13 protein-coding genes are annotated in these 13,921 nt (G+C 63.7%); 4 read left to right on the forward strand and 9 right to left on the reverse strand.

Features of this window, described 5'->3' with window-relative positions; translation table 11 throughout:
• Nucleotides 1-229: 229 nt before the first annotated feature.
• The 5 genes from ABE422_RS11935 to ABE422_RS11955 form a co-directional block, all read right to left on the reverse strand.
• Nucleotides 230-784 (reverse strand): queuosine precursor transporter, encoded by a 555-nt coding sequence (locus ABE422_RS11935; RefSeq protein ID WP_259261656.1) that lies wholly within the window; start codon nt 782-784, stop codon nt 230-232.
• A gap of 75 nt (nt 785-859) precedes the next feature.
• Nucleotides 860-1,387 carry a hypothetical protein gene (locus tag ABE422_RS11940; protein WP_346483040.1) on the reverse strand — a complete coding sequence of 176 codons (528 nt, stop codon included), beginning with the start codon at nt 1,385-1,387 and terminating at the stop codon, nt 860-862.
• Between the two features lie 34 nt (nt 1,388-1,421).
• On the reverse strand, nt 1,422-1,943 hold the full coding sequence (locus ABE422_RS11945; protein WP_346483041.1) for a hypothetical protein: 522 nt from the start codon (nt 1,941-1,943) through the stop codon (nt 1,422-1,424).
• A 67-nt stretch (nt 1,944-2,010) separates the two neighbouring features.
• A complete protein-coding gene (locus ABE422_RS11950) occupies nt 2,011-2,874 on the reverse strand; it encodes a DUF2145 domain-containing protein (RefSeq protein ID WP_313211648.1) in 864 nt (287 codons plus the stop codon).
• 57 nt (nt 2,875-2,931) lie between these two features.
• On the reverse strand, nt 2,932-3,903 hold the full coding sequence (locus ABE422_RS11955) for a mitochondrial fission ELM1 family protein (protein WP_313211647.1): 972 nt from the start codon (nt 3,901-3,903) through the stop codon (nt 2,932-2,934).
• A gap of 129 nt (nt 3,904-4,032) precedes the next feature.
• On the opposite strand from ABE422_RS11955, the gene ABE422_RS11960 reads away from it, so the two are divergent.
• Together ABE422_RS11960 and ABE422_RS11965 are read left to right on the forward strand one after the other, a co-directional pair.
• Entirely contained in the window at nt 4,033-4,623 is a 591-nt protein-coding gene (locus ABE422_RS11960; protein ID WP_088434587.1) for a malonic semialdehyde reductase, read from the forward strand.
• Between the two features lie 85 nt (nt 4,624-4,708).
• Entirely contained in the window at nt 4,709-5,410 is a 702-nt protein-coding gene (locus ABE422_RS11965; RefSeq protein ID WP_083298732.1) for a YceI family protein, read from the forward strand.
• Between the two features lie 253 nt (nt 5,411-5,663).
• On the opposite strand, the gene ABE422_RS11970 is transcribed toward ABE422_RS11965, so the two are convergent.
• The 3 genes from ABE422_RS11970 to ABE422_RS11980 all read right to left on the reverse strand — a co-directional run bounded on the left by ABE422_RS11970 (nt 5,664) and on the right by ABE422_RS11980 (nt 7,550).
• A complete protein-coding gene (locus ABE422_RS11970) occupies nt 5,664-6,101 on the reverse strand; it encodes a hypothetical protein (protein ID WP_346466474.1) in 438 nt (145 codons plus the stop codon).
• Between the two features lie 57 nt (nt 6,102-6,158).
• Nucleotides 6,159-6,956: a siderophore-interacting protein gene (locus ABE422_RS11975; protein WP_346464068.1), complete on the reverse strand. Its 798-nt coding sequence runs from the start codon at nt 6,954-6,956 to the stop codon at nt 6,159-6,161.
• Between the two features lie 90 nt (nt 6,957-7,046).
• Complete coding sequence (locus tag ABE422_RS11980; RefSeq protein WP_070471510.1) at nt 7,047-7,550, reverse strand: PadR family transcriptional regulator; 504 nt, start codon at nt 7,548-7,550, stop codon at nt 7,047-7,049.
• A gap of 469 nt (nt 7,551-8,019) precedes the next feature.
• Here ABE422_RS11980 and aceE point away from each other — a divergent pair, with 469 nt between their 5' ends.
• Nucleotides 8,020-10,707 carry a pyruvate dehydrogenase (acetyl-transferring), homodimeric type gene (gene aceE / locus ABE422_RS11985; protein WP_346466475.1) on the forward strand — a complete coding sequence of 896 codons (2,688 nt, stop codon included), beginning with the start codon at nt 8,020-8,022 and terminating at the stop codon, nt 10,705-10,707.
• A 414-nt stretch (nt 10,708-11,121) separates the two neighbouring features.
• Nucleotides 11,122-12,711 (forward strand): anti-phage dCTP deaminase, encoded by a 1,590-nt coding sequence (locus ABE422_RS11990; protein WP_346483042.1) that lies wholly within the window; start codon nt 11,122-11,124, stop codon nt 12,709-12,711.
• Nucleotides 12,712-12,893: 182 nt separating this feature from the next.
• Here ABE422_RS11990 and ABE422_RS11995 read toward each other — a convergent pair whose 3' ends face one another.
• Complete coding sequence (locus tag ABE422_RS11995) at nt 12,894-13,802, reverse strand: HNH endonuclease signature motif containing protein (protein WP_346483043.1); 909 nt, start codon at nt 13,800-13,802, stop codon at nt 12,894-12,896.
• Between the last annotated feature and the right edge of the window lie 119 nt (nt 13,803-13,921).

Genomic DNA, 13,921 nt, shown 5'->3' on the forward strand with positions numbered 1-13,921 from the left:
GTGTGGTGCCCCGTGTGGGGCGCGGGGTGCCGGGCCCCCCCGATCCTCGTCTTCCCGGCCCTGGCCCCGGCACTACCCATCGTGATGCCCGACCGATAGCGATACCCGGCCGATAGCGATACCCGGCCGATAGCGATGCCCGGCCGATAGCGATGCCCGACCCAGGGTGATGCCCGACCCAGGGTGATGCCCGACCGCCAGCGCTACACCGGGCGATCGGCGCCCGATGTCACACCGCGCGCGGCGCCATCTTCCACAGCAACGCGCGGAACGGCGCCAGCAGGAACACGCCGATGGTCAGCTTCACCGCCAGATCGCCCAGCGCCCAGCTCACCCACGGCAGGCTGGAGCCGGCGAACGCGATGCTCCAGAAAATCGTCGTATCCAGCGTCGCGCTGCAGGTGGTCGCCACCATCGGCGCGCGCCACCAGTGCCCACGGCGCAGCCGGTCGAACACGGTGATGTCCAGCAGCTGCGCAGCGATGAAGGCCAGGCACGAGGCCACCGCGATCCGCGGCGTGGCGATCCAGATCGACAGCAGCACCGCCAATGCAAACCCGGCCCAGGCCACCCGCCGTGCCGCCTCCGGCCCAAAGCGGCGGTTGATCAGATTGCTGACCAGGAACGCCACCGGGTAGCTGAAAGCGCCCCAGGTGAGCCAGTCGTTGATCGGGTACTGCACCAGCACGTTCGAGCCCAGCACCACCGCGCCCATGGCCAGCACCGCCAGCAACAGCGAGCGCGGGGTCAATGGGGCAAAGGCAATGGCAGGACGCGCGGACATGGCGAGCCGGAAGAGTCAGGGGAACGGCGGATTATCCGGGCTTGGCCGACCGAGGGCCAGCCCGGGCCGGTTCAGTCAGAAGCGTTCGCTCATGCTGGTGGCCGCCGCGTCCTGGGTCGGCAGGAACGCCAGCGCAGCGCCTTCGGCATTGGCCACCATCCAGCCCGCACCGGCCGGCGTCGGGGTGAACGCCAGCACATCCCCCACTTTCACGCCTGCCGCCGGGTTGTCGGCACGCGCCGGCCATGCCACCACGGCCGGTGCCTCGGGGGCCTGCGGGTTCTTCAGCGCCACCTCGTAGCTGCCGTCCGGTTGCTGCGCCACGCGCTCCACGGTAAGTGGCGGCATCGGCGCGGCCTTCTGTCGCTTTGCGGCCCGGGCGGCGCGGTTGTGCGGCATGGCGGCGTCATGCAGTTCGCTCACGCCCAACGCGCTGAGCCAGACCGGGGCGGTGATCACCGCCAGGCTCACCACCGAGGTGGTGAGGACGCTGCTGGTGACCGGCGAGGCATTGCTGAGGTTCTGGGCGCTGACCGGCAGGCTGGTCGCGAGCAAGGTCAGCGCCAGCAGTGGCGCAACGGCAGGACGGAATATCCGGTTCATTCACCAGCTCCACGAGACAGCGGACAGCGAGGGGTCACCAACGTGCACTCGGCTGCGCGGCCGCCGCATCGATGGGCAGGAAGGCCAAGGCCGTGCCCTCGGCCGTGGTCACCGTCCAGCCGGCGCCGCCCTGGGTGGGTGTCAGCGCCAGTACGTCGCCCACCGCCACCGCGGCTGCCGGGTTGTCCTCGCGCGCAGGCCAGGCAATCACGGCCGGCTCGTCCGGTGCCTGCGGGTTCTGCAGGGCCATTTCGAGGCCGCCGTCGGGCGTGCGTTCCACCTTCTCCACGGTGAGCGGCGGCAGCGGACCGGCTCTGCCACGGGCGTCCTTGGCCGCGCGGCTGCGTCGGGCCGAAGCATCGCTGGCCTTGCTCAGGCCGGCCGAGACCAGCCACACCGGTGCGGTCACCACCACCACGCTCACCACCGAGGTGACGATGACGCTGCTGGTCACCGGGTGATTGATGCCCACCACCTGCGCGGGCGCGGGCAGGCTGGCCGCGCCTACGGCAATGGCCAGCAGCGGTGCAACGACTGCGCGCGAAACACGTGTCATCGAAGATCCTTCTGATGTCTCAACATGGGTCCGCAGTATGCCCGCTGGCGTGCTGCCCGCCGCTGACTCACGGTTTGGGGGCGGTAATGCCCTTCACCGGCACATGCGGCACGGCCAGCTCCTGCTGCAGGCTGCTGCGCAGTTGCAGGAAATCAAAGATCGATTCCACCGTCACCACCGAGTAATTGCCGGAAATGCGCTCGCTGGCCGGGTGGTCGGTGACGGCGGCATTGGGCACGAAGAAGCGCGCGCCCAGCCGCTTGGCCACGCCGATGTGCAGGGTGCTGGGGGTATACATGTGCCGCTGCAGCCATTGCTGGGCCTGGGTACGGTTGACGATCAGGGTGCGCTCTTCCACCTGCGCCATCGCCGCGCCCAGCACTTCCAGCACCCATTGGTTGGAATTCTGGTACTCGGTGCGGAACGGATAGGCCACCACGCTGTAGCGCGCCTCGTGCAGCGCCTTGGCCTGGATCGCCGGCTGGGTGAGCATCGCCTTGAGTGCATCGCGCAGCGCAGGCGTCGGCACGCCGATGCGCAGGTCGGTATGGCTGGAGGTTTCGCCGATGAAGGTGGCGACCCCTTCGCGGAACAGGTGCGACTCGGCGGTCTTGCACGGATTGAGCAGGTGCACCGCGCGCCACTGGCCGTCGTCTTCGCGCAGCAGGAAGGCCAGATGGCTGTGGCGCAGGCCGTACTTGCTCAGGTCCTGGCCACCGCGGGCGATCAGCACCACATCCACGCCCTCGAGTGCATCCAGCGCGTCGGTGGTGGCCAAGGCCACATCGAACATGGAGGCCAACGCGGCCGGCGTGGGATAGCGTTCGGTGCACTGCGGTTCGGCGTGTGCGGTCAGCGTAGCGCCCAGCAATACAGCACACAGCAGGGCGGGATGCAGGCGCTTGATCAGCGCAGCGCAGGGTACGTCCATGTCACACGGTCTCCGGCGGCACCGGCCGCGGCCGCATCATAACGCTGCGCGATGCCGTCAGGCCTGAATCCCCAACCGCGCACGTACTTCATCGGCAACGCGCGTGGTCTCGCGCAGCGGCTCGATGCGGCCCTGCGTCTGCCAGTCCAGCCAGCGCGTCTGCAACCGGCCACGTTCGCGCAGCGCGTGCTGGAAGTGTGCGAGTCGCCCTTGCGCCTGGTCGGCCAGGGCCACGGCGACCGGCATGCGCGTGGCGCACGCTTCAGAAAGCAGGTTCACCGAATCCGGCGAGACCACCACGCGGTTGGCCCAGCCCAGCAGCCCGGCATACGGGTTCACGCCGTCGCCGCCATCGCCCCAGATCACATTCGGTACCTCGGCAAACGCACTGCGCAGCGCCCCGACCAGGGCCGGTGGGGTACGTCGCGAGGTCGTGGCCAGCAGGCTGCCGCCTTCCTCGCGCAGCTGGGACGCGAGCTGCTGGAACACCTGCACCATGTCCGGCTCGTGCCAGGGCGCATGCGGGGTCGGCCCACCGACCAGCAGCGCGGTGCGCGGGCCGGGCAGGGCGCTGAACGCGGCGAATGCCGCACGGCCGCAGGCCAGCCAGTCATCGTTGACCGGATTGAGGCTGCCGAGCAGGGTGAGCACGTTGCTGCCGCGCAGGCGGTCGTGTTCGGGCACGACCAGCAGGTCCCAATGGCGCGGGCTGAGGCGAGGGTCGAGGATCTGGACGACCCTGGTGCCACGGCGGCGCAGTTCGCGCAGCGCGCCGGCGGCCTGGCGGCCACACCCAATGGCCAGTTCGGGTACCTCGGTTGCAAGCGTGGCGAAGGCCTCGCCGTAGCCGTTGGCGGCACCCGGCAACCAGCGCGGGGCCAGCCAGCGCCAGGGCGCGCGCGGGGTGAGCACCAGCGGACGATGCGCCCCCAGCTTCAATGCCGTGGCCAGGGCCACCGCCTGCCGCACATTGCCGGCACGGCCGTCAGTGATCGTCCAGGGCGGACTCCATCGTTTCACGTATGGCATTAATTCGTTTCAGTCAGGCTGGGTGTTGCAACTGTCGCGACACTCTACACTGCCAGCCTTCGCCGATCGCGCGGTCGCCCTGCCACGGTAGCCGATGCGCGAACGATTCCCCTTGTTTCCGGAGGCTTCATGTCCCACGTCCTTGACGATGCTGCGCTCGATCAGTTGTTCCGTACCGCCCGCACCCAGAACGCCTTCCTTGATAAGCCGGTCGACGACAGCCAGCTGAAGGCGCTGTACGAGCTGCTGAAGTGGGGCCCGACCGCCGCCAACGGCAGCCCGGCACGCTTCGTGTTCGTGAAATCCCCGGAAGCCAAGGCCAAGCTAGCCCCGGCCCTGTCCGAAGGCAACCACGACAAGACCCTGGCCGCCCCGGTCACGGTGATCGTCGCCTTCGACGAAGACTTCCACGAGAAGCTGCCGTTCCTGTTCCCGCACACCGATGCCAAGGCGTGGTTCGACGGCCCGCGTGAAGGCCGCACCGAAGGCGCGTTCCGCAATGGCAGCCTGCAGGGCGCCTACCTGATCCTGGCCGCGCGCGCGCTGGGTCTGGATGCCGGCCCGATGTCCGGCTTCGACAACGCCAAGGTCGACGAAGCCTTCTTCAAGGGCACCGCGATCAAGTCGAATTTCCTCGTCAACCTGGGGTACGGTGACGCCTCGGGCCTGTTCCCGCGGCTGCCTCGCCTGTCCTTCGACGAAGCCGCCCGCATCGCATAAGCGTTACCGCCGGATCGTGGCCCGTCCGTGCGGATGGGCTGCATGAATTTTTTTCTTTTCCCTTCGATTACGAGAGAGACCTGACATGACCGTGACCCGCAAACTGCTGCTGCCGCTCGCCCTGACCCTGGCCATCGCCGCCTGCTCCAAGCCGGCCGACGAAGCCGCTGCTCCGGCCGCTGACGCGCCGGCCGCCACCGAAACCGCCGCCCCGGCGGCAGACGCTGCGGCTGCCGCCCCGGCCGCCGATGCGATCCAGATCGCCTCGGGCACCTACAAGCTCGACCCGACCCACACCGACGTGCTGGTCCAGTGGAGCCACTTCGGCTTCTCGCACCCGACCGCCCACTTCGGCAGCGCCGAAGGCACCCTGGTGTATGACGCCGCTGACGTGACCAAGTCCACCGTGGAAGTGAAGCTGCCGCTGACCGGCCTGAACAGCTTCACCGCCAAGTTCGACGAGCATCTGAAGAGCGCCGATTTCTTCGACGCCGCCAAGTTCCCGGCCGCCACCTTCAAGAGCACCAAGGTGGAAGCCAACGGCACCAACAAGCTGACCGTCACCGGCGACCTGACCATCAAGGACATCACCAAGCCGGTGACCCTGGATGTCACCATCAACGGCGGCGGCGAGCACCCGATGGCCAAGGTGCCGGCGGCAGGCTTCGATGCCACCACCACCATCAAGCGCAGCGATTTCGGCGTCGGCGCGTACGCCCCGAACGTCAGCGATGAAGTGAACATCCGCATCACCACCGAGGCCACTGGCGAAAAGCCGGCTGCCTGAGTTTCTCCTCACTCGTCGTGAGAAGGCAGAAAGCCCGCCAATTGGCGGGCTTTCTTTTTATGCGGCTACCGGTCGATACCCGGTAGTGCCGGCCGCTGGCCGGCAACCAGGAATCCCGCCGCAGCGCAGCCACGCATGGCGTGGCTCTACCGTTGACGCGGCCGGGGTAGATCCACAGCGCAGCCACGCAGGGCGTGGCTCTACCGTTGACGCGGCCGGGGTAGATCCACGCCATGCGTGGATATCAGCGCGATCAAGCCGCCGCCACCTGCGCGCTCACCTTGCCCAGCCACAGCGTGGTGAAATCGGTTGGCGTGCGCCGCGCCGGCGCGGTCAAGCCGCTCTCACGCAGGAACGCATGGGTCGCCTGCGCAAACGCCTGGCGGGCCAGCAGCGCGGCCTGCTTCACCGAGGCCTGCTGCTTGCGCAGCTGCACGATCTGCAGGCTCGGCTTACCGGGCATCGCGTACTTCTGGTAGCGGCGCAGCTCATCGGCGACCAGGTCGATATCGATGTTCGCCTGTACCAGCGCGGCCTGCGCACGGGCCAATGGCACCAGGGCGGTGCGCAGCTGGGCGATGTGCTCGCCCACGGAAGGCGCCAACGCCGCCAGGGCGGCATCCAGCGCGGGATCGGCACGCTCGGCGCGGTCGATCAGATCGGTCAGTGCCGAAAGAGGAGAGGCTTGCATGAAAGGCACCGGCACAAAACGCGATTGTCGCATTCGCGGCCGGTGCCCGTCGCGGGCTCAGTCGTCGTGGTGCTCGCTGCCGTGCGCCTTCCAGTAGCCGGTCGAGCGGATCCAGTCCTTCGGCACGCCCAGGTGGCCCTCGATGTACTTGCGCATCATCCGGGCCCGGCGCGATTCGGCGGCGATCCAGTAGAAGGTGTCGCCGTCCGGTTCCTCGAAATCGGTCAGCACGTCTTCCAGCAGGGTGCTGCTGGCCGCGTCGAAGCCGTTGCGCTCCAGCCACGAGATGCGGATGCGGTCGTCCTCCGGCAACTCCTGGCGGTCGCCGGATTCGGGGATCTCGATGTAGACATCGGCATTGGCGCCGTCCGGCAGCGTCTCCAGCCAGCGGCCGATCGCCGGCAGCGCGGTTTCATCGCCGATCAGCACGTAGGTGTCGAAGTCATCGGCGGTCATGTGCGAGCCACGCGGGCCGCCCACGGCGATCGCATCGCCCGGCTGCGCGTTGGCGGCCCAGGTCGAGGCCAGGCCGTCGCCGTGCATGACGAAATCCAGCGCCAGCTCGTTGGTCTCCAGGTCCCACCAGCGCGGGGTGTAGTCGCGCGAGGGGGAGGGCGTCTGGCCGTCCGGATAGCGCGGGCCTTCCGGGGTCATCGTCGGGACCACGAACTGGCCCTCGGCGTTGGGGAAGAACAGCTTGACGTGGTCATCCGGCGAGGGCGAATCGAAGCCTTCCAGCGCCTCGCCACCGACGATCACCCGGCGCATGCACGGGCTGATCTCTTCGGTGCGCAGTACCTGCAGCGGGCGGAACTTCACGGTATGACGGAGCAGTCGGTTTTCATGCAGAGCCATGGGAATACCTGGATCAGTGCCGCAGCGCGGCGTTGAGAGAAAAGGACCTGGCGGGCGGTGGCTGGCTGGGTCTGAAACGAAGATGGGAGGTCAGCGGCCCTGCGCACGGATGTGCGCGGCGGCCTCGCGCAGCGCCTCGGCGACGGCCGCGGCGTTGTCGTCCTGCCAGCGGCCGTGGCACAGCCCCAGCGCGTGCTTGAGCTCGCGCAGTGCATCGCGCACGGACGGCGGCAGGTTGGCCTTGGTGATCGTGCGCGCGCTGTCGCGTACCCGGTGCACCGCGGCATCGACCTCGTCGCGCTGTGCCTCCAGTTCGGCCAGGCCCAGTGCGCTGAGCGCATACCGCTTGCGCCCACCGTCCTCGACCGCGCCAACCCAGCCGGCGGCCTCGAACTGCGCCAGCACCGGGTAGATCGAGCCCGCGCTGGGTGTGTAGACCCGCACGAACATGTCACTGATCAGCTGGATCAGCTCATAGCCGTGGCGGGGCTGGTCGGCGAGCAGGGACAGCACCAGCAGGCGCAGGTCGCCGCGGCTGAGCGGCCGGGCGGTCAGCGGGCGGGCAGGGCGGTCGAGGTCGCGCGGAGAGGTCATTTCGATATATCGAATGCAGTGGCGGAACGATATATCGAAAACTCCGGTTCGGCCAGCACTGGCGCACGCATGGCAGGGATGCGTTCAGGTCAATTCCTGCTGTGACGGTGCGTGCTTGTGGTGGAACACTGCGCGTGGTCTTCGGCCTCCAACGCGTCCGATGATCCACGCCGATGCGCGTTCAAACGCCCCGTCCCCGCGCACGATCCACGCCAATCGCCTGCGCCGCAGCGCCTGCGCTGTCCATCGGTGTCCTGCTGACGCGCCGGTGTCATCGCCGCCGGGCAGGCTGAAATGCAGCGTGGAACCTTCCGGCGCGGCCCTCGCGCTGTCGCCTGCTGTCCTTCCGGACACGCCGGGATGGTTCCATACGCAACCGTAGCGAAGTAAGCAAACCCCTTGGTGCGCTACACTTTGCGGCTAGAAATCTAAAACAGTCGCGCGCGTGCGTGCGGTCATGGGAGCGCAAATGAACTGGTTGAACGAGGTGCTGAACAACGACCCGAATCCTGTGGAAACCCAGGAATGGATCGAGTCGCTGAAGGCCGTTATTGATGTCGAGGGCCCCGAGCGCGCGCATCAGCTGTTGGAAGGCATGGTGGAACTGACCCGTCGTTCGGGTGCTTACCTGCCGTTCTCTCCCACCACCGAGTACGTGAACACCATCGCGCCGACCCTTGAGGCCAAGAGCCCGGGCAACGCCGAACTGGAATGGCGCATTCGTTCCATCATCCGCTGGAACGCGATGGCGACCGTCGTGCGCGCCAATCGCAAGCCGGGCGACCTGGGCGGCCACATCGCCTCCTTCGCCTCCGGCGCCACGCTGTATGACGTGGGCTTCAACCACTTCTGGCGCGCCCCGAGCGAAGACCACCCGGGCGACCTGCTCTTCATCCAGGGCCACAGCGCCCCGGGCATCTATGCGCGCTCCTTCCTGGAAGGCCGCATCGACGAAGCCCAGCTGGACAAGTTCCGCATGGAAGTCGACGGCGGTGGCCTCTCCAGCTACCCGCACCCGTGGTTGATGCCCGATTACTGGCAGACCCCGACCGTGTCGATGGGCCTGGGCCCGCTCGCCGCCATCTACCAGGCGCAGTTCCTGCGTTACCTGGAAAACCGTGGCCTGATCGAGAAGTCCGACCGCAAGGTGTGGTGCTTCATCGGCGACGGCGAGAGCGATGAGCCGGAAACCCTCGGCGCGATCGCGCTGGCTGGCCGCGAAGGCCTGGACAACCTGATCTTCGTGGTCAACTGCAACCTGCAGCGCCTCGACGGCCCGGTGCGTGGCAACGGCAAGATCATCCAGGAACTGGAAGGCGTCTTCCGTGGCGGCGGCTGGAACGTCATCAAGCTGCTGTGGGGCGGTTACTGGGATGCCCTGCTGGCCAAGGACACCAACGGCGTCCTGCGCAAGCTGATGATGGAAACCGTCGACGGCGAATACCAGAACTGCAAGGCCTTCGGTGGCGCGTATACGCGCGAGCATTTCTTCGGCAAGTACCCGGAAACCGCTGCGATGGTCGCCGGCCTGTCCGACGACGATATCTGGCGCCTCAACCGTGGCGGCCACGATCCGCACAAGGTCTACGCCGCCTACCACCAGGCCGTGAACACCAAGGGCATGCCGACCGTGATCCTGGCCAAGACGGTCAAGGGCTACGGCATGGGCAGCGCGGGTGAAGCACTGAACCCGACCCACCAGACCAAGAAGCTGGACGACGACGCCGTCCGCCACTTCCGCGACCGCTTCAACATCCCGGTGACCGACGCCCAGCTGGCCGACGGCCAGGTGCCGTTCTACCACCCGGGCCCGGATTCGCCGGAAGTGAAGTACCTGCAGGAACGCCGCGCCGCCCTGGGGGGTTACCTGCCGCAGCGCCGCCGCAAGGCCGAAAAGAGCTTCAACGCACCGAAGCTGGAAAGCTACGAGCGCCTGCTGAAGTCCAGCGGCGAGCGCAGCTACTCCACCACCATGGCCTTCGTGCAGAGCCTGAACATCACCCTGCGCGACAAGGAACTGGGCCCGCACATCGTGCCGATCGTGGCCGACGAAGCCCGTACGTTCGGTATGGAAGGTCTATTCCGCCAGATCGGCATCTACGCGCCGTTCGGCCAGAAGTACAAGCCGGTCGATGCTGACCAGCTCATGTTCTACCGCGAAGACCAGAGCGGCCAGGTGCTGCAGCAGGGCATCAGCGAGCCGGGCGCCATCGCCTCGTGGATGGCCGCCGGTACCAGCTACTCGGTCAGCAACGTGCCGATGCTGCCGTTCTACATCTACTACAGCATGTTCGGCTTCCAGCGCGTGGGCGACCTTGCCTGGCAGGCTGCCGACATGCGTACCCGTGGCTTCCTGCTGGGCGGCACCGCCGGCCGCACCACGCTGAACGGTGAAGGCCTGCAGCACGAAGATGGCTTCAGCCATATCGTCGCCGGTGGCATCCCGAACGTGCGCAGCTATGACCCGACCTTCGGCTTCGAAGTGACGGTGATCCTGCAGCACGGCACCAAGGCCATGATGGAAGATCAGATTGATGAGTACTACTACATCACCCTGATGAACGAAAACTACACCCACCCGGAAATGCCGGAAGGCGCGGCCGACGGCATCGTCAAGGGCATGTACCTGCTGACCGACGCCGGCAAGCCGAAGAAGGGCGAGCTGCGCGTGCAGCTGCTGGGTTCGGGCACCATCCTGCGCGAAGCCATTGCCGCGGCCGAGCTGCTGGACAAGGACTTCGGCGTGACCGCCGATATCTGGAGCTGCCCGAGCTTCAACGAACTGCGCCGCGACGGCTTCGACGTGGAGCGCTACAACCGCTTCCACCCGGAAGGCGAGCAGCGCAAGGCGTTCGTGACCGAGCTGCTGGAAGGCCGCCAGGGCCCGGCGATTGCCGCCACCGACTACGTGCGTGCGTACGCGGACCAGATCCGCTCGTTCGTGCCGATGTCGTACACGGTGCTGGGTACGGATGGCTTTGGTCGTTCGGATACGCGTGCCAACCTGCGTCGCTTCTTCGAAGTTGACCGGTACTACATCGCGCATGCCGCGATTGCGGCGCTGGCGAAGGAAGGGAAGATGACCGGGAAGGACGTGGCCCGGGCGATCAAGCAGTACAAGATTGATCCTGAGAAGGCTAATCCGGTTGGGGTTTGATCTCACTTGCGAGTGAGAATGCTGGGCGTTTTGCGCGTTTCGTGAAGTTTTCGCCAAAAAACATCGGTCAGCCCTATAGCTGGCCGATGTTTTGGCATAGAAGTTTCACTCGATTTTCCCCCCTAAGTTGCCTAGACTCGTTGTCATGGGCCACTGGAGCAATGTGATGAAGACGTCTAACTCCGACAGCCGCATAGGTGGCGATTCGGGTACGTCCTGCATGGATGCGATGCAACTTGAACTAGACTTCGCTGTTGAGCCCCGAGAATCCGCGGTCGTGATTCAGTTCCCCATTTTTCGCGTGCGCTCGCGTGACCTCCATGAGGACGCTTCCAGGCGATTGCTTCAGTTCGCTGAAACCTTGCCTGATTGGTAATCGTCTGAGGTAGACTCCCCGAAAAAGGGGGGTTTAGGATGAACGTCGCAATTTCTGTTGTTGGAAAAAGCGCTCCAGACGCAAGTAATGCGAAATCAAAAGATGCGGGAGACGAGATTCGCTCTCGGCACTCCCAAGAACTGGTGATTGCACTAAGTGGCCCAGTTGGATGCGGACTATCCCACGTCAAGCGAGAATTGTCTGAGCAACTGGTGGCTCACGGCTACATTGTTGTTGACGTGAAAATCTCTGCTCATTTCGCTGAAATGAGCGAGAAATTCGGAATAGAGATTGGTCCCGATTCAGAGGGGGATGAATACTCCCGAATATCCGATCTGCAGACTTTGGGGAATAGTTTGCGAGACCTCGTGGGTGGAGATCTCGCAGCACAAATTGCGCTTCGTGAAATAGCGACAGACCGAGCATCCCGGCATCCTGGTGTGCCAGTAGAAGATATTCGTCCGGGGCGAATTGCCTACATAGTCGATCAGCTCAAGAACCCAAGTGAGGTTATCCTGCTTCGCGAGATATACGGGAATCTGTTCTACCTGATGGGTGTTCTTACTGGTTACGAGCGCAGAAAAGCCAACCTATCTGTATTGATGGGTGGGCCGAAAGCCGAAGAGCTGATTGAGAGGGATCGCGCCGAATCGGATGCTTCCGGTCAGCAGTTGGAGAAAACGCTCAAGTTGGCGGACTACTTCGTTCGGAACTCGAGTGATAACACGAGGGAGCTTTCCAATCCCGTAGCTCGCTTCGTGGGTCTCATTCATGGAGATCCTAAAACCACTCCCACTATGTTGGAGCGGGGAATGCACGCTGCCTACAGTGCTTCACTGAGGTCTGCATGTCTTTCTCGACAAGTCGGCGCCGCCATCCTTGATTCAAATGGAGTTCTTGTTTCAACTGGCTGTAACGACGTCCCCCGAAGCGGTGGAGGTCTCTACGAAGAGGATGGTAGTCAAGATCAAAGGTGTGTTTTTCGAGAGGGCGGAGTTTGCTTTAATGACAAACACAAAGACCGTCTCAGAGATGAAATAGAGAAGTTGCTTAAAGATGGCGGCGTAGTGCCAGCCCTTGCATCTAGTCTGGCCCAGAAAATTAGAGGGACGACGCGCCTCAAAGACCTCATAGAGTTTTCGAGAGCTGTTCATGCGGAAATGGATGCTCTTATATCGGCTGCGCGCCGAGGCGGTGGGCCGGTACAAGACTGCATACTATTTACTACCACCTACCCATGTCATAACTGTGCCAGGCATATTGTTGCGGCCGGAATTAAGGCGGTATATTTTGTTGAGCCCTATGGTAAGAGTCTGGCTAGTGAGTTGCATAGTGACGCAATAGATCACGCCGCTGACTCACATGTGGGGGCAGGGGGTAGGGATGGGAAAGTTGCATTCCTGCATTTCGAAGGCGTTGCACCTGCTCGATTTTCGGCACTATTCTTCTCTCTAGATTCCAGGAAGGACGCGGGTGGACGTTTGAAGGCGGGAGTTTCAACAACCGCTGATAAGAGAGCGCCCGAACTACTTGATAACTATCGCCAACTTGAAGCGAAAATTAGTCAGCGCCTTGAGAAGAAAATTGAAGCCGCGGGTATTGTTCGCGAACCACCCGGCGCTGCATAGTGATAAGTTGAGTTGGTGAGGTGGATTTAGTCTCTAGCCGTATAGTGCCGGCCATATCAACGATGAGTCCCGCAGAAGCAATGACCTGGTGTCTCTCTCTGCGGTCGCACGGCTAACTTGGCTAGTTAGTCGTGCAAATTCTAATTTTTAAGCGTGCTTGGCATATGCGTGCCGCAAGATTCTCAGTCGGAGGCGTCTTTGTTCCGTAGATTTGCCTCGAAGATGAAATCTCGATGGAATTTCAAGTAATCCTGTTGCCGCTGTTCAAACATCCCATACTTGCGGCCACGCTTCAGATCTAAAGAGAGGGATTTCTCCACCTCGGACGGCAGGTTGCTCGCCACGAGTAACTTTCCATTACTTTCAAAACTTATCCAGCCTTGGTCAAAAAGCAGATCCGCATGTGGAGCTAGCAATAGACCGTTCTGTCCGTCCACTCGCTCATCCGGTTGGCTATTTGCCCATGGCTTGATGTGGCTAGCGCGTAGGAAGCGAAGGTCTTCAATTCCGGTAAGACGACAGCCCTTCTCGAAGCCGATCAAGCGCTCTCGGAACAGTCTCTGCTTGGTCCGAACTTCTACAAGCTTCGCCTTAACAGTTTCCGGCATACCCGTGTCTGCCTCCGCCTTAGCGATGGCAATTCCTTCCTCGAACATGCCGAATCCGTCGTTGGTCGCTACGCGCCGCATCCGGAAGACGATTGCATCCCGCAATTCACCATTGGTATCGGGCGTATTGGGTTGGATGTAGGAAGTAAGACTCACGAACTCGCCCAGATAACGATAGGGGCGCCCCTTGCCCATCATCTGGAAAAGGATCAGCTTCTTGCCGTCGCTCACATGCTGATCGATCGCGCGATTCCCGCCCGTGTAGCGCATGTCGCCGATTTGTCCCTCACCGTAGTAGTGAAAGATCTCATTGTCATCCCAGAAGTCGCGGTAGCCGTGTGAGATTCCAGCCTCGCCTGTGAATGCAATGATGACTGGGTTGTCTCTAGGCGTAGAGATCCCGCCCTGCTGCTGACCACCGAGCAGGGCGTGGATCTGTGCCTGGCGGTTATAGAGTGCGCCAACTTGGAAAGGCAATTTCACTCAGGGCTCGCATATCGATAGAGGGATGCGAAATATGCTACCTCAATCAATCATGGCTTCGTGATAGGCGCACCATTTGCCCCAGTTGCTCGGATTACTGAGCAGATCCCAGCGACCCA

Origin of the sequence: Stenotrophomonas sp. TWI1151 (assembly GCF_039673135.1) — a bacterium.
Taxonomy (GTDB): Bacteria; Pseudomonadota; Gammaproteobacteria; order Xanthomonadales; family Xanthomonadaceae; genus Stenotrophomonas.